Annotated in this window: 20 protein-coding genes and 2 tRNA genes; 15 read left to right on the top strand and 7 right to left on the bottom strand. The window is 42.2% G+C overall.

Going from position 1 to position 22,325, the window contains the following annotated elements:
• The first annotated feature begins 86 nt into the window (after positions 1-86).
• The 3 genes from modA to modC are packed head-to-tail and all read left to right on the top strand — an operon-like array spanning position 87 to position 2,597.
• Positions 87-818 (top strand): molybdate ABC transporter substrate-binding protein, encoded by a 732-nt coding sequence (modA, locus tag VRK_RS12905; RefSeq protein ID WP_059121744.1) that lies wholly within the window; start codon positions 87-89, stop codon positions 816-818.
• A 20-nt stretch (positions 819-838) separates the two neighbouring features.
• Positions 839-1,513, top strand: a complete 675-nt coding sequence (gene modB / locus VRK_RS12900; RefSeq protein WP_059121743.1) for a molybdate ABC transporter permease subunit — start codon at positions 839-841, stop codon at positions 1,511-1,513.
• A gap of 4 nt (positions 1,514-1,517) precedes the next feature.
• Positions 1,518-2,597: a molybdenum ABC transporter ATP-binding protein gene (modC, locus tag VRK_RS12895; RefSeq protein ID WP_059121742.1), complete on the top strand. Its 1,080-nt coding sequence runs from the start codon at positions 1,518-1,520 to the stop codon at positions 2,595-2,597.
• 79 nt (positions 2,598-2,676) lie between these two features.
• Here modC and VRK_RS12890 read toward each other — a convergent pair whose 3' ends face one another.
• Entirely contained in the window at positions 2,677-2,868 is a 192-nt protein-coding gene (locus tag VRK_RS12890) for a hypothetical protein (RefSeq protein WP_059121741.1), read from the bottom strand.
• A gap of 247 nt (positions 2,869-3,115) precedes the next feature.
• On the opposite strand from VRK_RS12890, the gene VRK_RS12885 reads away from it, so the two are divergent.
• Positions 3,116-3,190: transfer RNA gene (locus tag VRK_RS12885), tRNA-Gly, on the top strand.
• A gap of 92 nt (positions 3,191-3,282) precedes the next feature.
• Here VRK_RS12885 and melR read toward each other — a convergent pair.
• Positions 3,283-4,191 (bottom strand): transcriptional regulator MelR, encoded by a 909-nt coding sequence (melR, locus tag VRK_RS12880; protein ID WP_059121740.1) that lies wholly within the window; start codon positions 4,189-4,191, stop codon positions 3,283-3,285.
• 350 nt (positions 4,192-4,541) lie between these two features.
• On the opposite strand from melR, the gene VRK_RS12875 reads away from it, so the two are divergent.
• From VRK_RS12875 to VRK_RS12850, 6 genes are all read left to right on the top strand, one after another.
• Positions 4,542-6,722, top strand: coding sequence for an alpha-galactosidase (locus tag VRK_RS12875; RefSeq protein WP_197413103.1), 2,181 nt, complete (start codon positions 4,542-4,544; stop codon positions 6,720-6,722).
• Positions 6,723-7,341: 619 nt separating this feature from the next.
• On the top strand, positions 7,342-8,487 hold the full coding sequence (locus VRK_RS12870) for a prodigiosin MBC biosynthesis dehydrogenase PigA (RefSeq protein WP_059121738.1): 1,146 nt from the start codon (positions 7,342-7,344) through the stop codon (positions 8,485-8,487).
• Positions 8,488-8,517: 30 nt separating this feature from the next.
• On the top strand, positions 8,518-9,267 hold the full coding sequence (locus VRK_RS12865; protein ID WP_059121737.1) for an electron transfer flavoprotein subunit beta/FixA family protein: 750 nt from the start codon (positions 8,518-8,520) through the stop codon (positions 9,265-9,267).
• On the top strand, positions 9,267-10,187 hold the full coding sequence (locus tag VRK_RS12860) for an electron transfer flavoprotein subunit alpha/FixB family protein (protein WP_059121736.1): 921 nt from the start codon (positions 9,267-9,269) through the stop codon (positions 10,185-10,187). Before VRK_RS12865 ends, VRK_RS12860 begins: the two co-directional genes overlap by 1 nt.
• Before the next feature lie 51 nt (positions 10,188-10,238).
• Entirely contained in the window at positions 10,239-11,882 is a 1,644-nt protein-coding gene (locus tag VRK_RS12855) for an electron transfer flavoprotein-ubiquinone oxidoreductase (protein ID WP_059121735.1), read from the top strand.
• A 165-nt stretch (positions 11,883-12,047) separates the two neighbouring features.
• Positions 12,048-12,122: transfer RNA gene (locus VRK_RS12850), tRNA-Gly, on the top strand.
• Positions 12,123-12,255: 133 nt separating this feature from the next.
• Here VRK_RS12850 and VRK_RS12845 read toward each other — a convergent pair.
• Genes VRK_RS12845 through VRK_RS12835 form a run of 4 tightly spaced genes read right to left on the bottom strand, consistent with a single transcriptional unit; the run spans position 12,256 to position 15,785 of the window.
• Positions 12,256-13,356 carry an SGNH/GDSL hydrolase family protein gene (locus VRK_RS12845; protein WP_157371911.1) on the bottom strand — a complete coding sequence of 367 codons (1,101 nt, stop codon included), beginning with the start codon at positions 13,354-13,356 and terminating at the stop codon, positions 12,256-12,258.
• Positions 13,343-15,178, bottom strand: a complete 1,836-nt coding sequence (locus VRK_RS12840) for a carbamoyltransferase family protein (protein ID WP_059121733.1) — start codon at positions 15,176-15,178, stop codon at positions 13,343-13,345. The genes VRK_RS12845 and VRK_RS12840 overlap by 14 nt, the downstream gene beginning before the upstream one ends.
• Positions 15,179-15,186: 8 nt before the next feature.
• Positions 15,187-15,336: a DUF5989 family protein gene (locus VRK_RS21305; RefSeq protein WP_197413102.1), complete on the bottom strand. Its 150-nt coding sequence runs from the start codon at positions 15,334-15,336 to the stop codon at positions 15,187-15,189.
• A 14-nt stretch (positions 15,337-15,350) separates the two neighbouring features.
• Positions 15,351-15,785 (bottom strand): SxtJ family membrane protein, encoded by a 435-nt coding sequence (locus VRK_RS12835; protein WP_059121732.1) that lies wholly within the window; start codon positions 15,783-15,785, stop codon positions 15,351-15,353.
• A 404-nt stretch (positions 15,786-16,189) separates the two neighbouring features.
• Between VRK_RS12835 and VRK_RS12830 the strand changes: the two genes are divergently transcribed.
• On the top strand, positions 16,190-17,332 hold the full coding sequence (locus VRK_RS12830; RefSeq protein ID WP_157371910.1) for an MBOAT family O-acyltransferase: 1,143 nt from the start codon (positions 16,190-16,192) through the stop codon (positions 17,330-17,332).
• Positions 17,304-18,188 (top strand): hypothetical protein, encoded by an 885-nt coding sequence (locus VRK_RS12825; RefSeq protein ID WP_059121730.1) that lies wholly within the window; start codon positions 17,304-17,306, stop codon positions 18,186-18,188. Before VRK_RS12830 ends, VRK_RS12825 begins: the two co-directional genes overlap by 29 nt.
• A 107-nt stretch (positions 18,189-18,295) precedes the next feature.
• On the opposite strand, the gene VRK_RS12820 is transcribed toward VRK_RS12825, so the two are convergent.
• Entirely contained in the window at positions 18,296-19,528 is a 1,233-nt protein-coding gene (locus VRK_RS12820; protein ID WP_059121729.1) for a GGDEF domain-containing protein, read from the bottom strand.
• Positions 19,529-19,842: 314 nt separating this feature from the next.
• Here VRK_RS12820 and VRK_RS12815 point away from each other — a divergent pair, with 314 nt between their 5' ends.
• From VRK_RS12815 to VRK_RS12805, 3 genes are all read left to right on the top strand, one after another.
• Complete coding sequence (locus tag VRK_RS12815; RefSeq protein ID WP_059121728.1) at positions 19,843-20,229, top strand: late competence development ComFB family protein; 387 nt, start codon at positions 19,843-19,845, stop codon at positions 20,227-20,229.
• Complete coding sequence (locus tag VRK_RS12810) at positions 20,230-20,505, top strand: HlyU family transcriptional regulator (protein ID WP_059121727.1); 276 nt, start codon at positions 20,230-20,232, stop codon at positions 20,503-20,505.
• A 276-nt stretch (positions 20,506-20,781) separates the two neighbouring features.
• Positions 20,782-22,317, top strand: coding sequence for a Re/Si-specific NAD(P)(+) transhydrogenase subunit alpha (locus VRK_RS12805; protein ID WP_059121726.1), 1,536 nt, complete (start codon positions 20,782-20,784; stop codon positions 22,315-22,317).
• Positions 22,318-22,325: the final 8 nt, after the last annotated feature.

The raw sequence follows: 22,325 nt of genomic DNA, 5'->3' as shown, positions 1-22,325 counted from the left end.
CTTAGGGTGACTTGGGTATATTCTGATGCGATTGATGAATATTCAATAGGTTGAGTCATCGTCATCTATCGACTAGGGATATAAGTATGAACGTTCGTTTTATCATGTTGATGAGTGGATTGTTATTAAGTACGTCTTGTTGGTCAGCAGACGCCTTATTTGCGGTTGCGAATAATTTTTACCGGCCAATGATAGCACTGAGTCAGGATTTTGAATCACAGTTTCCACATCATATCGAAATTTCAACCGGTGCGACCGGGCAGTTATATGTTCAGATCACACAGGGGGCACCGTTTGATCTGTTTTTTGCAGCCGATACTGCCCGCCCGACCAAACTGGTCCAAGATCGGCAGGCACGTGATCAATTTACATATGCGCGCGGCACGTTAGTTTTATGGTCGGCACAGCCGAACATTGCGGTGAAAGAGCGTTTACTGCGCGGGGAATATACGCATCTCGCGATGGCAAATCCTCAATTGGCACCATATGGACTTGCTGCGCAACAGGTGCTTGAAAAAATGGGTCTGTATACGAAAATTCAGGACAAAATCGTGCAGGGTAAAGGATTAAATCCCACATTCCAGTTTGTTGTCACCGGAAATGCAGAGCTGGGGTTTGTGGCGAAATCTCAGGTTTATCAGAACCATCAGTATCAATCCGGCTCTTACTGGGAAGTCCCGCGTGAAGACTATGCTCCAATCCGGCAAGATGCGGTGGTGTTACCAGCCGGACAGACCAATGAGGCCGCGCAGGCATTTCTGAATTATCTGAAGACGGACAGCGCACAGCGCATCATCCAGAGTTATGGATATCGGTAAGTGAGCATAAAGGTAGATGGATGGAAATTGACAGCGTTGTTGTGCTGACCACCTTAAAACTAGCCGGGGTCGTTACTTTCAGTTTGTTGGTGCTTGGGATTCCGGTGGCGTGGTGGCTGTGTGTTTCTAAATGTCGCTATAAAGGCGTTATTGAGGCAATTTGTTCCCTGCCAATGGTGTTACCACCGACGGTGCTGGGTTTTTATCTGTTACTTGTCTTTTCGCCTCAAGGCATGATTGGTCAGTTATTGCAGCAGCTCCATCTTGGGCAATTACCCTTTTCTTTTACCGGGATTGCGGTTGCTTGTACGATCCATTCTTTTCCATTCGTCTTACAACCTTTGAAAAATGCTTTTCTCGCGATTGGTAAATTACCAATTGAAGTTGCGGCAACGCTCAGAGCCTCTCCGTGGGATCGTTTCTGCTCTGTGATTCTGCCGTTGGCTTGGCCGGGCATTTTTTCGGCAGCCATTATGGGTTTTTGTCACTCACTGGGCGAGTTCGGGGTTGTCTTGATGATTGGTGGTAATATTCCCGGCAAAACTCGGGTCATGTCGGTTGAGATATACAACTACGTTGAAGCGCTTGAATTCGGTAAAGCGCATTTACTTGCCGGCAGTCTGGTTGCCTTTTCTTTTATTGCCTTGTTAGTGATGTATTGGTTGAATCATCGCTATCGTTATTCGGAGAGGTAAGTTTTTGAGCACTATTCATGCGACATTCGCCATTACTTATCCTGACTTCTCTTTAGCGGTTGATTTAACGTTACCCGCTTCTGGTATTACAGTGTTATTTGGGCCTTCCGGTTCTGGAAAAACCACATGTCTGCGAGCGATTGCCGGATTGGAAAATCCTGAACGCGGCAAATTGCAGGTCGGTGATGAGGTGTGGCAGTGTTCTGAGCAAGGGGTCTTTCTCCCGACATATCGGCGTGACATTGGTTATGTGTTTCAGGAAGCCGGATTATTTCCGCATTTATCCGTTCAGCAGAATCTGGAATACGGTTACCGGCGGATTCCGGCCAGTAAACGGCGGATCTCCGTTGACAGTATCTGTCGCTTTATCGGTGTGAGTCATTTGTTGGATCGCTCGGTTCATCAACTCTCAGGGGGAGAAAAACAGCGTATTGCGATTGCGCGGGCGTTGCTGACCTGTCCTAAATTGTTATTGATGGATGAGCCGTTATCTGCGCTGGATGTCAAACTGAAATCTGAGATCCTACCGTATTTGGAAAAAATTCATCAGGAGCTGTCCATTCCGGTGATTTATGTGACACATTCGGTTAGGGAACTGGCTCGTTTAGCCGATCATGTCGTGTTGTTCCAAAACGGACGGGTTGTCGTCAGTGCTCAAGCTGAAGTTGTGATGTCCGATCCTTGCCATCAGGACATGTTTGGTGAGGAGTTGGGCAGTATTTTTGATACCCGGGTTGTTGCCCATCATCCGGATCGGGTGACACAACTTGATAGTGACGGTGTCACTATTTGGGCGCCCGGACATATTGGAGAGCAAGACCAGTTATACCGTTGTCGGGTGTTGGCTTCTGATGTCAGTATTGCGCTGTATGAGCCGGAACAAACCACAATGCTCAATCGCCTGCCGGCTGTGATTGTCGATATTGACCATCGCAAAGCGCAGCAAGGGCAGGTGGTTGTGGTACTGGCGTTGTCCAGTCATCATCGTTTGCTGGCAAAGATTACGATGAGATCAGCATCTGAGTTGGGGTTATCGTCCGGTATGTCTGTGTGGGCACAGATCAAGTCTGTGGCATTGTCATAACCCGAGTGGCGTGCATATAAATATGCCCAAACAGCATGAGCTATTCGGGCATATCGTGCCAAAGTCGATCCTTCTGTGATTACCGCCAGTCATCATCTAAGAAGTCTTTGCCTTCCAGTGTATATGGGCCTTCATCATTCATTGAATGTTCTACGATGCCCTGCAAATGTTCTAATTGTTGTTCCAGATGATTAACGGTTTGGTAATCACCTTCGGAGCAAGCAACATAGATCTGCTGCTCAAGTGATTCAATACGATCGCGAATGTTCATATTGCACCTCCTCCTATCGATGATGGTGTATATCACTATGGTACTCAGTGTTATTGTAGTCAAATGATCGCGGTGCGGAAACTTTTGCAGTCCGACCAGTGGTCGATATTAAAATTACTATTATTATGGTTATTCGCTAACCGATTGATATTGATTTGCTGATGAAGTGTACAAACAAACGGGTTTTAGATAAAAAGCGCTTTTCTTTTTTTTCAGTTATGGCATCTTATCGACCTCAAGCCGATATGCGGGCATCGTATAATGGCTATTACCTCAGCCTTCCAAGCTGATGATGCGGGTTCGATTCCCGCTGCCCGCTCCAGTTTTTCTCATTTTCCCTGATTGATCTATTCCTATGTGATGGGCATTTTTTGGCCTGTTACGCTTCAAAGCCCGAGTATTTACCTGAATCAATTACAATACAGTTTGTTGCTGACTTTGCTCTCGAAATGCTTGTGGAGTCATTCCGGTATGGTTTCTGAATGCTGCAAAAAATGAGCTAGGATGTTTAAAACCACTATGGGTCGCAATATTTTTAATCGGGTGACGGGTATTGCCGAGTAACACTTTGGCATGATTGATACGCATAATAATTAAGTATTGTTTGATGGAAACACTGAGCATATTTTTAAATAGACTCATGGCATATTTGGGATGGAGTTTTACATGAGACGCGATATCTTCAACCTTAATATCCTTGTTGTGGTTATTTGCAATATAATCAAGCATTAACTGAACATTTTTATAGCCGGTGTAATTGGCATGACGGAATGGGGTCTCCCGCATGAAATTAAACATTTCAACATGATAGTCATAGGAGCAAAGCCGGCGCAGCATTAAGAAGATCTCTTCTTGAACAATTTGATTACGAACCGCATGCCCTTCCCGATACGCCCCCATCCAGCGTTGGTTCTCTGCAAAACTGACGACGTCAGTATGACAAGCAGAAATTACACCGCCATTCATGACCTGTTGCACAAATTCCTGAGGTAGTGGCCAGCTTAAAAACATGTTGAGAGGAATATTGATAATTCCCATGAGTGCATTATCACTGGTTTGCTTAACCCGGTGCGGAGTGACAGCCCAGAACACAGCCATTTGACCGCTTTCTATCAATACATTGGTATGATTGAACGTATACGCCAATGCCCCCTGATAAACAATATTCACTTCGATTTGCTGGTGCCAGTGATATTCCTTCATATAAAAGGGCTGACGCAGCTCAAAACTTAATTCTGCTTCACCGTCAAGCAATGGGCCATGATGATCAGGATCTGCCGGAGTATTGTGATTGTCCGGTAAGTGGATGAATGGTTCATCCATGTTGTTATCTCCGTATCTGTAAGAACATTTCTATCTGTATGAACATCTTTATCTGCATAAACAGGCCATCCCCGAGTGCTTAAAAGTAAGGGGTGATGACATCGTGGATTCAACACACCAGATGCGTTTGTACTGTAAGTAATATCATCAAGATATATTATGATTTCCGAGTGATTAAAGTCCATCATATGGTTTGATAATTTTGTCATATTATCCGGAAAAGTAAGATTTTGTGATATATGCGCTGAACATGATTTGCTGACCATGCCAGAGTTCATTAATTTGTTCACAACGATGATTTGCCTGATGTGACAACACACCGCGCTAACAAAACGAAAGAGTGATTAGTGATGAAAGAGCGAGAACTGATTGAATTAACCGGCAAGCAGACTCAGTTAATGATTGAGTTGGGAGAGTTTGCAGAAATACTGTATTGGGGAAATAAGGTGAGCGGTGATATCGAGCGTTGCCGCTCGTCTTTGTATCGTCCTATCCCTTATGGCCGTCTGGATACGGATGTTGCGATGACCCTGTCACCTGAATTGGGGCGAGGGGTGTTCAGTAGTCCTGGTCTCGAAGGACATCGCAATGGTCAAGACTGGTCTCCGGTTTTTACCCTGAAAAAAGTGCAGAAAGGACAGACGTTAAAAGAGAATTTTTTACAGGGACAGACGTCGCAGGGAGGAGAGAAAGCATTAAAAGGACAGACACTGCATCTTGAAAGTGAGGACCCGTTGGCAGGCTTGCGTCTGAGCACGGAAATCCATCTCGATGAACATGATGTGGTGAAAACTCGCCATCAACTAACGAATATCAAGTCTGGCACGTATCAGGTCAATCGTTTTGCCAATACATTGCCATTACCCGCGAGAGCGAAAGAGCTGATGACATTCTACGGACGTTGGGTGAAAGAGTTTCAGACGGAGCGCCAGCCATTGCTTCAAGGCGGTTACCAGCAAGAAAATCGGCGCGGGCGAACCTCTCATGAGCACTATCCGGCACTGGTTGCCGGTTCACCGCATTTTGATGAATTGCATGGCGATGTCTGGGGATTTCACTTTGCATGGAGCGGTAATCATCGGCTCCGTGTCGATGTGAAAGCGGATGGCCGGCGCTATATGCAGGCTGAAGTGATCTATTTACCGGGTGAAGTGACGCTGGAAGAGGGAGAAAGTCTGACGACGCCATGGTTGTATGCGAGTTACAGTGATCAAGGATTAAATGGGATGAGTCAACAGTTCCACGCCTATGTCCGTCATTCAATATATTCACCTGATTTTATTGCAAAACCTCGGCCTGTTCATCTCAATACATGGGAAGGCATCTATTTTAATCATGAGCCTGAATATATTATGTCAATGGCAACTCAGGCCGCAAAATTAGGCGTCGAGCGTTTTATTATTGATGATGGTTGGTTCAGGGCACGCAATGATGATACAGCTGCATTGGGAGACTGGTTTTTAGATGAAAATAAATATCCCGATGGTCTTGAACCGATTATCGAGCATGTCAATCAGTTGGGAATGGAATTTGGCCTTTGGTTTGAACCGGAGATGATCAATAAAAATTCTGAGCTTTACCGAACTCATCCCGATTGGTTATTGGCGGTAGAGGGGTATGAGCAGCCGACGGGAAGGAATCAGTACGCGATTGATTTACAAAATAGCGATGCATTTAATTATTTATATCAAAGGCTGTGTTATTTTTTGAGTCAATATAATATTGCTTATATTAAATGGGATATGAATCGCGAAATTGTTCAACCCGGACATCAGGGAAGGGCATCGGGCGTTCGGCAGACTGAGCGATTTTATGCGTTGGTGGATCAGTTACGGGCGCAATTTCCTCATGTGAGCATCGAATCTTGTGCTTCCGGTGGGGGACGCATTGATTATGAAATCCTCAAACGTATGGATCGATTCTGGCCGTCCGATAATAATGATGCATTGGAGCGGCAACGAATTCAGCGTGGTATGAGCTACTTTTTCCCACCTGAAGTGATGGGTAGCCATATCGGGACCGGTCATTGTCACAGTACGCGTCGGCGTCACAGTATTGAATTTCGTGGGTTGACTGCGCTGTTCGGTCATATGGGTATCGAGCTTGACCCTGTGAAAGAAGAGGTGACTGAGAAAGAAAATTTTGCACGTTATGTGGCACTTCATCAATCTTTACGACCTTTGCTCCATTCCGGAACCAACTGGCGAATTCCGACGGATGATGAAGCGCATCAGGCTCAAGCGGTGGTTGCTGCAGATCAGTCTGAGGCGGTTGTGCTGATTGCACAATTGGCAATGCCGACCCATGCCTTGAGCGGCAATTTAAGAATTCCCGGTTTAGATGAGCAGGCGACATACCGGCTCTCTATTCTGGATAAACCATCATTTTATGAAAATATTGTTCATACTCAGCCGCAATGGACGTTTTCGGGGTGTGAGGTCTCTGGTTCTTGGTGCCGGGAAGTCGGGATTACATTGCCGATTCTGGACCCTGAAACAGCGATATTAGTCAAGTTGGAACGGCTCACTTAGCGGATAGTTGCGGAGCAATAAGGTAACGAATTATACAATTCTAAAAATGAGTCGCCGATGTATTTTTAAGGGCGGCTCTTATTTTAACACGCTCATATATTTTTCGATAAGTGTCATTGTTTCTTCATGAAAATATTATACAGTCTATAGATTTAAATTATTTGAAACGGAATTGTTCATTAATTGTTATCTGCACCTGATATAGAATAAAAACACTAATTTAAATACTAAGATTTATAAATTGTACGATTGCTATTGATATTTATATATTAAAAATATAACTAAATATGTGCGCCACGCTGAACATATGACAGGTATGACTAGCTATATCGAAAAATGTGTGTTTATGATGATTACCATATTAATAATTTAAATTCAGACACTTCCTGATATTTAATAATAAAGTGCAGGTTTAAACCGACATATCGACGGACAGGTTAGGTTTTTATAATTAAATGATTGATGAATATTACCTATCAATCTCTGATGAAAATAAGAAATAATCTCATAAGCTGAAATTACATTTAGACAGTATAAATGTAATTTTATCGTGCTGCACTTATTTTAATGGATGTTGTCCTCACCGTTTTGGTAATTCATTCCGAATAAGGATATAAGCATGAACTTTGAGTTAACAAAGCAACAAATAGAGCTTTATGATACAGCACTCCGTTTTGCATCGGATGTTTTAGAACCTGGTGCAGCTGAACGTATGGCTAATCACGCTTTTGATCGTCAGTTATGGGAGGAAGCCGCACAGTTTGGCTATGCAAGCCTCCCTATTGCGGAAGCGGATGGGGGGAGTGGTTTATCAACACTGGAAACCATGCTCATGGTCGAAGCTTTGGGTAAAGGCTGTAGTGATTTAGGGCTGGCGTTCTCGCTTTCTGCTCACTTATTTGCCTGTGTGGTTCCTTTCAGTAGTTTTGCCAGTGAAACCCTCAAACAAACCTATCTGCCGAGACTGATTGACGGCTCTTGCATTATGGCAAACGCCGCGACCGAACCTGAAGCCGGCTCTGATATTTATGGGATGAAATCGACCGCGGAACGTGTACCGGATGGTTATTGTTTAAATGGAAAAAAATGCTTTATCTCGAATGCACCTGTCGCGGACTACTTCTTGGTATACGCAAAAACTAATCCGGCAATGGGATTCTTAGGCGTGAGTGCCTTTTTGGTACCGAAAGATGCTGAAGGACTGATTGTCGGGAGTCACCATGCCAAAGATGGCTTAGGAACTTGCTTGTGGTCAGAAGTTTACTTACAGAATGTTTTCGTCCCTGAATCTCATCGTGTCGGCGGTGAAGGTGCCGGAGGCGCGATGTTCTATGATTCGATGATTTGGGAAAAAGGATGCTTGTTCGCGTATTACGTAGGTGCGATGGAGCGAATGCTTGAAAGAGTGATTCTTCATGCGCAGGAACGCAAACAATTTGGTCGGGCGATTGCTCAAAACCAATCGGTATCCAACCGGATCGTTGATATGAAGATCAATCTGGACACATCGCGTTTACTGCTGTACCGCGCAGGCTGGCTTTATGACCAAGGTAAAGATAGCGAGTTAGAAATTGCAATGAGCAAATTGGTTATCTCTGAATCCGCTGTGCAGTGTGGGTTGGATGCCATTCAGACGTTTGGCGGTTCCGCAATCGAAAAAGAAATGGGAATCATGCAGTTATTACTGGATGCCGTTCCTTCAAGAATTTTCTCCGGATCGAATGATATTCAGAGAGGCATTATCGCCAGAAAATTAGGACTCTGAGCAAGTCAGTTCACGAATAAGGCTAGGTATATGAAAGCATTAGTAGCAATCAAACGAGTCGCGGATCCGTCGTTGGCGGTTCGTGTGCTAAGTGATCAACGTGACGTTGATTTATCAGATGCCAAAATGGTGTTGAATCCCTATTGCGAAATTGCATTAGAAGAAGCAATACAGCATAAAGAAGCTGGGGTGATATCAGAAATCGTTGCTGTTTCTGTCGGAACGCTGCCATGTCAGGAACAACTGAGAACGGCTCTCGCTCTGGGGGCAGATCGCGCGATTCATATCGAGTCGGAAGATCATTTGGAGCCGCTGATTATTGCGAAGCTATTAGCCAAAATAGTCGAGAAAGAGCAGCCGCAAGTGGTATTTACCGGTAAACAGTCGGTGGATAGTGACAATAATCAAACCGGTCAGATGTTGGCTGGTCTGCTCGGCATTGCTCAGGGCACATTTGCTTCAAAGATTGAGTTTAAACCCGATTCAGCCCTTGTCACGCGAGAGGTCGATCATGGCCAACAGGTTATCCGGCTCACGCTTCCAGCAGTGTTGACTGCTGACTTACCGTTAAATAAACCCCGTCACGCTTCGCTTCCTAATGTCATGAAAGCCCGCAGAAAACCCATAGAATCGATTGCCGCAGAGAGCTTGAATGTTGCGATGCATCGGCGAACCCGTCTGATTAATGTTGCATCGCTGAGCGGTCAACGAGCGGGTATTCGCGTCGAAAATGTGGATGAGCTGGTGAGTAAATTGAAACATGAGGCGAGGGTAATCTGATGACTATTTTGATTATTGCAGAGCACGATCATCTCAAATTAGGTGATGCGACCTTCCATGCGGTCGGGGCTGGCAAACAAATCGGTGATGACATCCATTTACTCATTGTTGGTCGTCATTGTGAGTCGGTGGTTGAGCAAGCGGCTCAGTTGGGGAATGTAGCGACGGTTCTCGTTGCTGATGCTGGGGCATCTGCTGAAAATATTGCCAATCTCATTGCAGGTATCGGGAGAGACTATACCCATATCGTCGCTGCTGCGACGTCATTTTCCAAAAACTTTTTACCCAGAGCTGCTGCATTGCTGGATGTTTCTTTCATCTCGGAAGTGATTGATATCGAGAGTGACGACATTTTTCGCAAACCGATTTATTCGGGGAGTGCGATCGCCACGATCCAATCGGTTGATCCGATCAAAATGATGACCATAAGAACAACCGCTTTCCCTGCAAGTGCTGATATGGGCGGTGCTGCTACCGTTGTTCAAGTTCCGGTCACAGAGGACGTTCAACTTTCACAAGTAATCAGCCATCAGCAGATTGAATCGTCTCGTCCGGAATTGTCATCGGCACGTATTGTGATTGGTGGGGGTCGCGGGTTGGGCAATGAACACAATTTCGCGTTGTTGGAGACTCTGGGCGATAAGCTTGGTGCTGCGATCGGAGGAACACGTGCAGCAGTAGATGCCGGGTTCACCGCCAATGATCTACAAATTGGGCAGACCGGGAAAGTGATCGCGCCGGATTTGTATATTGCTGTCGGTATATCCGGTGCGATTCAGCATACCTCTGGTGTTAAAGATGCCAAAACGATTGTGGCAATCAACAATGATGCAGATGCGCCGATATTTCAGTCCTCGGATTATGTGCTTGTTGCAGACTGTATGGATGTGCTGCCTGAACTGATTGAAAAAATGGAGTAAGGGACTTGGGCCGGCCACAATAATTCATCATATGAGAAGTAAGGGAAATCAATGAGAGAAGTTCTGGAATTTGATGTTGTGATTGTTGGTGGCGGGCCCGCCGGTTTATCTGCAGCCTGTCGTCTGATGCAACTGGCACAAGCGGAAAATCACGAACTGAACGTTTGTCTGATTGAAAAAGGGGCTGACATCGGGGCTCATGCTTTATCAGGGGCAATTATGGAAAGCCGCGCCTTGGATGAGCTTTTTCCCGACTGGCAACAGCAAGATGTGCCACTTATCACCCAAGTAAAGCAGGAAGCACTACTTTATCTCAGAGATGAACATAAGTCTTGGCACATTCCCAACCTTTTTGTGCCCCGGAATATGCATCATCAGGGGAGTTATCTGATTCGGCAAGGAAAATTCTGTCAGTGGTTAGCCAGTCAGGCTGAACAACTTGGTGTGGAAATTTTCACCGGGTTTACCGCATCTGAGTTGCTCGTCAACGAACGGAATGAAGTTTGTGGGGTAATCACGGGGGATGTGGGATTAAATGCCCGGGGAGAGCCCAAATCTCAACACATGCCCGGGATCGAGTTACGCGGTAAATATACGTTATTCGCGGAAGGAAGTCGGGGACATCTTGGTAAACAACTGCTTGAGCGTTATACACTGGATCGGGATGCTGATACACAGCATTTTAGCTTAGGATTAAAAGAAGTTTGGCAGATTGAACCTGAACGTCATCAATTGGGGCAGGTGATCCATCACTTTGGCTGGCCTTTGGATCGTCAGGCGAATGGCGGTGGCTTTCTCTATTTTATTGATGATTGTCAGGTTGCTGTCGGTCTGGTGGTTGACTTGAATTACAAGAACGCTTACTTGAGCCCGTTTGATGAATTTCAGCGGATGAAACATCATCCTGAGATTGCCCGGTATCTCCGCGGTGGGCAACGGTTATCATACGGTGCCAGAACCTTAACCAAAGGGGGATATCATGCATTGCCTAAGATGACTTTTCCCGGAGGTCTATTGATTGGCTGTGAAGCGGGTGTGTTGAATGGTGCGAAACTGAAAGGGATTCATACCGCTATGAAATCTGGGATGTTGGCAGCGGAAACGGTTTATCCCGCACTTTTGCAGGAGATTCAAGGCGCTGATTTAACGTCATTTACCGATAATCTGCAACATTCTTGGTTACATGAAGAGCTGTATGCGGCGAGAAATAGCAGTGCAGCGATGCATCAATTTGGTCCTTTAGGCGGCGGATTATTTAATTCTATCGATCAGAATATATTCCGTGGTCGTCTGCCGTGGCACATTCGAGATAATCAAGCCGATCACGCTCAATTACTACCGGTGAGTCAATGCCAGCCGATCAACTACGCCAAACCGGATCAAAAGTTGAGTTTTGATCGGTCTTCTTCTGTCTATATCGCCAAAGTCTCTCATGAGCATGACCAGCCCTGTCATCTTCGATTACGGGATCCACAAATTCCCTTGGCAGAAAATTTTGCGGTGTATGGTGAGCCGGCACAAAGGTATTGTCCTGCCGGTGTTTATAACATTGTGGAAGAAAATGAGGAAAAACGGTTTGTCATTGATGCACAGAACTGCCTCCATTGTAAGGCATGTGACATCAAAGACCCGGCTCAAAATATAACCTGGACACCTCCGGAAGGTGGTGGTGGTCCAATGTATACCAATATGTGATGGATTGATTATTGATGTGGGATATAAGTTGGATCACGAATGGTTGGTTGTATGATAACCAATTGAAATTAATTTGATTATGAAGTGTGCAATCAAACTGATTTTTTGTAAATAGCCCTTTTCTTTTTCGTCGATTGTGGCATATTAACACCGTCATCTCGATGCGCGGGCATCGTATAATGGCTATTACCTCAGCCTTCCAAGCTGATGATGCGGGTTCGATTCCCGCTGCCCGCTCCAACTTCTTGCTTCTTGCTTCTTGCTTCTTGCTTCTTGCTTCTTGCTTCTTGCTTCTTGCTTCTTGCTTCTTGCTTCTTGCTTCTTGCTTCTTGCTTCTTGCTTCTTGCTTCTTGCTTCTTGCTCGCTAGGTGAGTTATTTCGACTTTATGTTGGATGCTACAAACTGACAGACAAGTTGATTACCGTAGACCGTATGATGCCTATCCCATATGGGGCTTGAAGATACTTCGGTAGCCGCTTTCAAATAATCAAAACTGTCTAAAATGTTTATATGCCGACGTCGTGCTGCGTTTGTCGCCATATGACGAATTTTTTCAATTTTAGGATTGAAGAGATCACCTTGTGAATATTGAAATAGAACATATTTTTCAGCAACAGGTAAAAGTGATAGCTTTTCGAATGTGAAATTGATGATTGCATCAATTGTTGCTGAGTCGGGATGTTTTCGCGTTAAACGGCGGCCGGTCCAGTCAATGGATATATTTTTTATGGCAGATATTCTGTCTATAAGGGTTGCGGCAATGATCGAGTAGCGCCAAGCGTATTTGAGGAACGTGAGAGAGGGAGACAATGGGACCGGATTCCATTTACTTCCTTGTGCATCCAGTGATGATAACGGTGCCCACTCAACAATACCGTGGTTGATGATAACTGCTGGGCGGGGGAAACCGGAAAAGTAATCCAGTTGATCTCTGTGGAAGTCATCACTCAATAAAACAGATAAAATCACAGTATCATAGTGATTTGATTTTAATATTATTTCTGCACGTTTGACGGCTTGAGCAGCACCATAGCCCGATACGCCTGCGTTTGTTATGCCTTTGTTTAAACTTCGTTCAAGATATGATGGCCAAGTATTATGGTTCGATACTTGATCGCCAAATGTAAAAGAATCTCCGACTGCGAGAATGGAATGAGTGTTAATACCGTTATTGTCATTATTTCTATAACCATCTTCATTAATTGAAACTTTGACTTGAGGCCAATGACGGAAGTTGATGATTCGATTGAATCCCGGTGTCGGTATATAACCTAGCTGTTGATTTGTTTCGAGAAAATCAATTTTCACATCTTCAGGCAGTTCTCGTACTGCTAGGTGATTTAACCGACTATAATCACACATTCCTGCCATACAGGTTTTCAATGTCCATGCAAGTCGAGCGCCTCCTTCCAAAAGTAAGAGCAGAACAATAAGGACGAAGAGGTTGATTGATATCAGCTTAATCCAGCTCATACTGGCCCACATAGTCGTTTCTCAGTGATATATCTTGCTCATCTTTTATCAGCAGATAATTTCCGATGGCCAAAATATCCATCTCTGTCCCCATGAAACATCGGAAAGCATCTTCTGGTGTACATACAATTGGCTCGCCACGAATATTGAATGAAGTATTTACGATAACCGGACAATCTGTTAATTCGTAGAAACGCTTAATTAATGCGTAATACTTAGGGTTGGTGTTGTGATGGACGGTCTGTATACGAGCTGAATAATCCACATGTGTTACTGCAGGAATGACAGATCTGGAAAAATGTAGTTTTTTTATCCCCGTCGCTTCACTATCGTTAGCCTTATACTGTTTGTCAGTATTTATATGATCGACCAATAACATATATGGGCTATCAATATCATGCATGAACCAGTCTGCCATATGTTCCCTTAAAACACTGGGGGCGAATGGTCTGAAACTTTCTCTGAATTTAATTTTAAGATTCAGTTTTTTCTGCATAGCTGGGGCTCTCGGGTCGGCAAGGATACTTCTTGCACCAAGTGCTCTGGGACCGAATTCCATTCGCCCTTGCATCCATCCGATGACTTTTCCTTCCCTTAACAGGAGCGCGACTTTATTGATCAATTCGTCTGTCGTCAGTTTATCGTATCTCGCCCCATGTTTATTCAACGTTTGTTCTATCACATGATCTGAATAAGCCGGTCCTAAATAGCTACCTTGCATATGGTCATGCAGTGCCGAGGTGCAACGGCGTTCCCCTTGATGATGAATATGCCAATACGCAAGTGCCGCGCCCAAAGCGCCCCCTGCATCTCCTGAAGCGGGTTGGATCCATATATTATCAAATATTTTTTCTCTCAAAATCAAGCCATTAGCGACACTATTTAGTGCTACACCTCCAGCGAGGCATAAGTTTCGCTCACCTGTTTCCTGGGCAATAGAGCGGGCTAATTTGGTAATGACTTCTTCTGTGACTTTTTGAATCGATGCAGCAATATCCATTTCTCGCTGGGTAATTGTCGATTCCGGTCTTCGTGGAAGTCCTCCGAAAAGGTCATGAAAGCGCTTATTTGTCATGGTCAACCCAGAGCAATAGTTAAAATAGCGCATATCCAGATGAAAGCTGCCATCCTCGCCAATCGTGATCAATTTTTCTTTGATAAGGCGAGTATATTTAGGCATTCCATAGGGGGCTAATCCCATCATTTTGTATTCACCGGAATTGACTTTAAAACCGAGATAATAAGTAAACGATGAATAAAGCAGCCCAAGAGAGTGAGGGAAGTGCATCTCTTTTATGATGTTTAATTGATTCCCATGACCGATAGCCAAAGATGTTGTCGTCCACTCACCAACACCATCGAGTGTTAATACTGCTGCCCGTTCAAATGGTGAAGGAAAAAAAGCACTTGCAGCATGAGATAGGTGATGCTCTGAGAATCGGAGTTTTTCTTTCCAATTAATACGAGATTCAAATGCGTGGCATAGTCCATCAATGAGAAGTGACTTTTGGAATAGTTTTCCCTCCATCCACAATGACATCGCTAAACGGAAGCTGCTGAAACCATGAGGAACAAATGCCAGATATGTCTCTAGGAGTCTCTCAAATTTAATCAACGGTTTTTCATAAAAAACAACATAATCAATCTCAGAAGCTGTAATGTTTGCTTCTGTAACACAATATTGAACCGCATTGACAGGAAAACTGTCGTCATGTTTTTTCCGGGTGAATCTTTCCTCTTGCGCAGCTGCAATGATTTCACCGTTGAGAATCAGACAGGCGGCACTATCATGATAGAATGCAGAGATCCCCAAGATGTACATTATTTCTCCTAGAATAAGGTATAAATCAATGGTGCAACGACTGTCCCCTGAACTAAAAAGAATAGTCCGCACAGGAGAAACATGACAATGATCACCGGGGCAAGCCACAGTTTTTTACGCACTTTTAGAAAAATTAAAAGTTCTTTCAGATGATCCATATGAAATCCAGTGATTAGAATTGATTTTTAAATGTGTCTTCAAGGGGAAGGTTCTGTTGCTGTCGGTGCCGCCAGAAAGTGTGGGATTCAGTCTGTTTTAATTTTAATTCATCCTTGCCACATAGACGCATGACCAGCCCAATAGGTAAAAATAATAGATAGAAAATAAGTCCGAGCGTTATGGTCTGAGTGACTTTTCCTAGTAGGAGTCCGATGAAAGTCCATAAGGAATTGAGCCAGTTCAAGCGCTCAGGTTGGATCGTCGCTACAAATGCAATACTGCCTCCTAAAAATGCCAGTAGTGTACTAAAATGACCTATTTCATAAGCGTTGAGATAGCCGGATAAAACCAGAATTATGATAGAGAGCACAAAGCCAAAGTCTTGATTAGACGTCAATTTCAGGTTATTTCTGTCATTATTAATTATTTTGTGTTTATTTTTTCTCAAGTGACGCCCCTGTCTAAAAAATTATTACGTAGTGACATCGTTAAAATGGATAGTGCTTAAGAGTTGTGTACAGCATCTTTACTTTTTAATATAGGAAATTATGTAAAAAACAGCAAGTTATCATATGCTATTTATAATAAACTTAACATAAGTGTCTATAAAAACTGAAAGAGTGATGAAGAGGTAACTTTCATTGTGTGCCTGTGATGATATTTATCACCATAGACTGCTCACGTTCATCTCGTTATAGATGAATAATATTTTGCCTTCGATGATGACTTAGGTGTAGCCTGCGTTTATTCTCAAAACAAGGTGAATCGACTTGGGATTTTTATGAGTTATGTGTGAGTCGGGTACATATAATTGAGTGTTTAATCGGTAATGATAATGGGTAAGGAGCTGGTTTGGTTACTATATTAATTTTGATGTATTTTATTTCTGCCATAACTAACTCTAAAGATGTTGTCATTCTTAGCGGTGTTTTAATGTCATGTATATTTTATCCCGCGACCTTTATGCTTATTGTATTTTTAGCTATTTTTATCAACCAATGTAATCGTTTTTTTCAGAATCGAGAGTTTATATTAGCTCTGACTTTTTTGTTTTTAATTTCATTTAAGAATACTTTTTTATCGATAGATATTAGAGAGAACTTTCTTGGGTTGAGTTTTGTACTGTTTCAGGTTTGTTATTATCTTAAAGAAGATATGTCACTATATACAATCGTGAGTAGATTGAGCTTTTTTCCTCAGATGTATTGTGGCCCTGTCGTCAAACCTTCAGGGTTTGTAAGAAATAAAAATATGAACATCAAATCTTTAGCTTTATATCATATAATATTTTCAGTCGGGTTATTTTACAAAACATATATTACCCATGTAACACATTACATATACTCTAACGATGATAGTGTGTTTAATTCTATATATTGGTGGGCATACATGTATTCTGATTTCCTCTCATGGTCATTAATGGGGATTGGTGTTGCCGGACTTTCAGGATTTAAAATGCCAATTAGTTTTAAATCACCTTTTTTTAGTAAAAATATATCTCAGTTTTTTAGAAGATGGAATATAACTATTTATCAATGGTGTATGGATTTCATTAAAATAAAAATATATAATAAATTTTGGGCTTATACTAATATAGGTGTTGCAACTGCATCTTTGGCTTTATGGCATGGGTTGGGGTTTAATTTTATTCTATTCGGTGCGTTCAATTTTATTTATTTTTTCTTTCAAAATAAAATTAAAAGACATAATAATTTCCTATGGGGAAGTCAAATTTTTTATTATGCATTTATAGGTTTTTTATTTAATGGATTTCTACCAAATAATTTGATTCCCACATCTTTTAACTGGTTATATATTGTCTTATGGATATTATCTGTTTCAATTATGCTATTTTTTGATTATAAGTCTTTTTCATTGATTCGGGGGACGATAAACCGTTATCCTTCATTTGTTATAATATTATGTCTGATTTTTGTGGCATTTACGTTGTTTTTCAGAAAAGTAGATGGACAGTTCTATTATGCGCAATTTTAGAAATATGAAAATCATGTCAGCGTTTATGTTTAGTTTGATTATTATATATCTTGTTTATGTCATAACGTCTGATGATTCATTTAAAAGAATTACGGATCCTAAAGATATTGAGTGGCTCATTATTGGTAATTCTCATGCTTATAAAATCCAGATGAATAAAGATAACGTATATTATCTTAATGAAGACGGGGCCGATCTTAAACGACGAATGAAACAAATCAATGTAGGATTAAATAAATTTAAAAATACTAAATATTTTATTATTAACATAACTCCAGTAGAATTATATAAATCACTGAATATTATAGCTGATGACAATGAATTTTTATATATTAGTAAGCCACTAGACATAATCAATTTTTTTGAGGATAAATTAGTAAAGACACCATTATCCATATTCAAGAACACCTCTAATCGTGATTATTTTTTACCGAATGGGCGAAAAGTATCTTCTGGAATACATAGTCGTAGAGGCGGGGATTGGTTCAGAATGTCTCATTTTCAGGGGAAGGAACCAGATTCAAGTTACTATAAAGACAGCAAAAATCAATTGAAGGAAATGATTCGCTTATTAAAGCAACAGAAAAATCATGTGGTAATTCTGATCATTATGCCATTGCATGCTCTTTATCTCAATTATCTCGATAATTACCTATCAAAATACGATGTGCCTGACTTGAAAATGTTTACTAATGATATGAAACAGTTAGGTGCAGATTGTTATATCAATTTATACGATTACACATTGCCAACTAAAATGTTCTGGAATGGTGACCACTTAAATGAAAATGGTAGCATCGCTCTAAAACCAGTCGTGAATGACAAAATAGATAAGTGTATTTCCGGTCATAAATAAATTATGAGAAAGTGCTGATATGAATGATTTAAACAATCTTATATCTATGTTTTTCATCTTCTCTTAGATACGAGTTGTTGATAGCTGTTATATATTGGGGAGCATGTTTAAACTGTCACTCGGTTTCGTCCGGACTTTTTCGCTTTATAGAGAGCTTGGTCTGCGGATTTAATGACTTCTTGAGGATTTCGGCTTGACCGACTGTCGCTGACACCGATGCTAACCGTGATATTCACGACACCGTTGGATTGATCTTTTTGGCGTTTCAGGCGTCCTACTTTATCATTTTTAGGACGCTTGTCTGTATTCCGAAGATACATATCGTACTCTTGGATGTCTTGGCGTAAAGATTCAAGATAATCAAATGCTTCTTCTGAGCTTTTGCCTTTAAAGATAATGGTAAATTCCTCACCGCCATAGCGATAAGCTTTCGCTTTACCTTTGACTTGGCGTAATTTGCTTGCTACCAGTTTTAATACCTCATCACCCGTATCATGCCCGTAGTTATCGTTGAACTGTTTGAAGTGATCAACATCAATCATGGCGATGGTGAAATGTCGTCCCAGAGACTTCATAGTATGGTCGAGCGCTGCACGGCCGGGAAGGTGGGTGAGGCGGTCGTTAAACGCCAGCTCATGTCCGGCTGCAATGACATATAGCACTAAGAAAATACCAGAGATAGAAAATAGTATGCTGGAGATGTGAGGAAGATGAAAAGAAACAAAAACATCTGAAATTAAGAGAACCGATGTATAAACAACTGCGTCAAGTTTACGATTCTTTCTCAATAGCAGCAACATGGTTATGCCACTTAACACAATCAGGTACAAGATCAGAATAAACGGTAATCGTGATACCTGGGGCACTGATAACAACAGTTGTGTAAAGAGCTCCGGGAAGTCACCTTGGTTAAAATAATCCAGAATCAACAGTGACCATGCAAAGAATAGACCTTGAATCAACAGATAGTATAGGAATTCTTTGGTGAAAAGATCTGAATCATGGAATGCGTAACATATGACGCAACTAATTGGAAAGAGCAAAGCCAGTAAAGATAACTCTAAGAGAGTTGAACCACTGATTAAAGGCGTTTGCAAACAGAGTTGAATAACAACATAAGCCAGTATTTGAGCGACAGCTAGCATCCCCATACGACTTTGTTTGAATATTTGCGCAACTGCTAATGCCGTGAAAAGTAAAACATAAGGCAAGTTAAGTAGTACATTAGAATTGGATAGTTGCGTGAATATTTCATGGCCCATCCCGATATGGATAGTCACAATGAACAGAATAGGAAGTAAAGAGCGGAACCAGAGAGAACTGACCGACATTGAAAACATAGATGGTTGATTCGTCAAACGATTGATCGCACTCTACGTGATTTTTAGTAAAAAATACACCATTTTGTCGTTTTTATTACTCTTTTCTTGAACTTTAGGTAATGTATGTGTGACCGGATGCATTAAATGAGACAGAGATAAGAATACCAAGAAACTAAAAATACGGAATATTTACGTCATTTGGCTTACATAGTTATCATCGGCATGTATAAAAATATGTCAGGTTGATTATCTGATACTATGTTTATGATATTGAATCCTGATATCGTGAAGATTATATCCATTTGGATACTGACAGTTACTGGAGAATAAATATGCATATCAGTGTTGATGTCCATAATTATATGGAAACTTTAGTCGGTCAAATTTTGAGTTCAGATGATTTTAAAGCTCGCTATGATCATGAACAACTGGCTGATCTGGCTTGTTTAGCATTGAGTCAACTGCGTCCTGTATATATTCGCCATGATATTGATTTTTTATCCACGCTTCCGGAAACTCGTTTAGTGAAGTTGAAACAATTTGCAAAAGATGCCGTTGAAGCCGGAGAGACAATGATCCAGAATGACCGTCGTCAGAATCCTGAATTTCGGGAAGTTCCCGTTGTTGTTGCAACGGCTCGTTATGATGATGACCTTGAGTTGGAATGGTATGAAAACCCGATTATTAGTCATCAAACAGAATATCAAAAGGAGAAGTAAGTGGGATTTTTATCTCGGCTGTTTGGCCAACGTCAGCAAGAATCAACACCTATTGAGCCTGTTTATTACAAAAATTTTGCTATTTTGCCTGAAGCGATTGCTGAACATGGTCAGTATCGGGTTGCCGGACGGATTACCCGAGAAATAAATGGTGAAATCAAAGAACATCGCTTTATTCGATCGGATGTTTTGTCCAGTCGCAGTAGTGCTGATGAGCTCATGGTCAATAAGGCAAAGATGTTTATTGATCAGATGGGAGAAAAGATCTTTAGTTGAGTGTAGCTCAAATTGATTAAAGTCATGATGAAAGAAACCACAAGTCGATAAGCTTGTGGTTTCTTTTTTTGTGATGATTAATTTTTACCATGATATTCAATTCACTGGACATTGTCGTTAGTATGGTTGATGGTCATGGCAGATGTTGGACCAATACCGTTGAAACAACGTGTTATAAAGAAACGCAAGTAGTTGTACTTAGTTGCCAGCTGCTTGAATCGATAAGTAAGCTGTTAGATTAAACATATTTACTGTGCCAATTATAAGGGAATAACTATGCAAATTGGTGTGCCTAAAGAACGACTTGCGGGTGAAACGCGAGTTGCAGCTTCACCGACTTCGGTAGGGCAGCTGCTAAAGTTAGGTTTTGATATTCTTATTGAAACCGATGCCGGAGAAAAAGCGAGTTTTGACAACCAGAGTTTCGAAGCTGCTGGAGCTCGGGTTGTATCCAATGAAGATGTATGGCGTGCGGATATTATTTTGAAAGTCAATGCGCCGACTGTCGAAGAAATAGAGTTGATCAAAGAAGGGGCAACACTGATCAGTTTTATCTGGCCAGCACAAAATCCAGAGTTACTTGAAACCTTGTCCGGTAAAAAAATCAATGTGCTTGCCATGGATTCCGTGCCGCGTATTTCTCGGGCGCAGGCTCTTGATGCTTTGTCATCGATGGCAAATATTGCCGGATATCGGGCTGTCGTTGAAGCGGCACATGAATTCGGACGCTTTTTTACTGGACAAATCACGGCAGCCGGTAAGGTACCACCGGCTAAAGTTTTTGTTGCCGGGGCCGGTGTAGCTGGATTAGCCGCGATTGGTGCTGCTGGCAGTTTGGGGGCTATTGTCCGGGCTTTTGATGTGCGTCCTGAAGTAAAAGAGCAGGTTCAGTCGATGGGAGCGGAATTTCTTTCCGTTGACTTTCAGGAAAATTCTGGTGCTGGTGACGGTTATGCCAAAGAGATGTCTGATGATTTTAATCGTAAAGCGGCTGAACTTTACGCAGATCAGGCAAAAGATGTCGATATCATTATTACGACCGCATTGATTCCCGGAAAGCCTGCGCCAAAACTGATTACCAAAGCAATGGTTGACAGTATGAAAGCGGGCAGTGTGATTGTTGATCTCGCGGCTGCAAATGGCGGAAACTGTGAATATACAGTGGCTGATCAAGTGGTTACTACTAAGAATGGTGTGAAGATCATCGGATACACTGACATGGTCGGACGTTTACCGACGCAGTCTTCTCAGCTGTATGCCACCAATCTGGTTAACTTGTTGAAGTTATTGTGCAAAGAAAAAGATGGTGAAATTTACATCGATTTTGAGGATGTTGTTCAGCGTGGTGTGACCGTAATTAAGGAAGGTGAAGTGACTTGGCCGGCACCGCCTATTCAGGTTTCAGCACAACCACAAGCTAAACCTCAGCCGGTGAAATCGCTCCAGAAAGCAGAAGAAAAAGCTGTATCCCCGATGAAAAAGGCATTGGGACTCGTTGTCGGTGTTGGTGCATTCGCTTGGGTTGCCTCTGTTGCACCTGCGGCCTTTCTCAGCCATTTTACGGTTTTTGTTCTTGCCTGTGTGGTTGGTTATTACGTCGTTTGGAATGTGACGCATGCACTACATACGCCTTTAATGTCTGTTACTAATGCAATTTCAGGGATTATTGTTATCGGCTGTTTATTGCAAATTGGTCAGGGCAATGGTTTTGTTACGTTTTTATCGTTTATTGCTGTGTTGATCGCAAGTATCAATATCTTCGGTGGTTTTACCGTCACGAAGCGTATGCTTGAAATGTTCCGTAAAAAATAACAAGGAGT

The sequence above is a fragment of the Vibrio sp. MEBiC08052 genome (assembly GCF_001506075.1).
Taxonomy (GTDB): Bacteria; Pseudomonadota; Gammaproteobacteria; order Enterobacterales; family Vibrionaceae; genus Vibrio.
This window is presented reverse-complemented; position numbering and strand designations above follow the sequence as displayed.

What these genes read in the sequence shown, in the direction of transcription:
- VRK_RS12825 (WP_059121730.1), top strand. Translation starts at nt 17,304, where the DNA reads ATGGACAGTTCTATTATGCGCAATTTTAGAAATATGAAAATCATGTCA.
- VRK_RS12845 (WP_157371911.1), bottom strand. Translation starts at nt 13,356, where the DNA reads ATGAGCTGGATTAAGCTGATATCAATCAACCTCTTCGTCCTTATTGTT.
- VRK_RS12815 (WP_059121728.1), top strand. Translation starts at nt 19,843, where the DNA reads ATGCATATCAGTGTTGATGTCCATAATTATATGGAAACTTTAGTCGGT.
- VRK_RS12855 (WP_059121735.1), top strand. Translation starts at nt 10,239, where the DNA reads ATGAGAGAAGTTCTGGAATTTGATGTTGTGATTGTTGGTGGCGGGCCC.
- VRK_RS12890 (WP_059121741.1), bottom strand. Translation starts at nt 2,868, where the DNA reads ATGAACATTCGCGATCGTATTGAATCACTTGAGCAGCAGATCTATGTT.
- modB (WP_059121743.1), top strand. Translation starts at nt 839, where the DNA reads ATGGAAATTGACAGCGTTGTTGTGCTGACCACCTTAAAACTAGCCGGG.
- VRK_RS21305 (WP_197413102.1), bottom strand. Translation starts at nt 15,336, where the DNA reads ATGGATCATCTGAAAGAACTTTTAATTTTTCTAAAAGTGCGTAAAAAA.
- VRK_RS12870 (WP_059121738.1), top strand. Translation starts at nt 7,342, where the DNA reads ATGAACTTTGAGTTAACAAAGCAACAAATAGAGCTTTATGATACAGCA.
- modA (WP_059121744.1), top strand. Translation starts at nt 87, where the DNA reads ATGAACGTTCGTTTTATCATGTTGATGAGTGGATTGTTATTAAGTACG.
- VRK_RS12820 (WP_059121729.1), bottom strand. Translation starts at nt 19,528, where the DNA reads ATGTTTTCAATGTCGGTCAGTTCTCTCTGGTTCCGCTCTTTACTTCCT.
- melR (WP_059121740.1), bottom strand. Translation starts at nt 4,191, where the DNA reads ATGGATGAACCATTCATCCACTTACCGGACAATCACAATACTCCGGCA.
- VRK_RS12875 (WP_197413103.1), top strand. Translation starts at nt 4,542, where the DNA reads ATGAAAGAGCGAGAACTGATTGAATTAACCGGCAAGCAGACTCAGTTA.
- VRK_RS12860 (WP_059121736.1), top strand. Translation starts at nt 9,267, where the DNA reads ATGACTATTTTGATTATTGCAGAGCACGATCATCTCAAATTAGGTGAT.
- VRK_RS12865 (WP_059121737.1), top strand. Translation starts at nt 8,518, where the DNA reads ATGAAAGCATTAGTAGCAATCAAACGAGTCGCGGATCCGTCGTTGGCG.
- VRK_RS12805 (WP_059121726.1), top strand. Translation starts at nt 20,782, where the DNA reads ATGCAAATTGGTGTGCCTAAAGAACGACTTGCGGGTGAAACGCGAGTT.
- VRK_RS12840 (WP_059121733.1), bottom strand. Translation starts at nt 15,178, where the DNA reads ATGTACATCTTGGGGATCTCTGCATTCTATCATGATAGTGCCGCCTGT.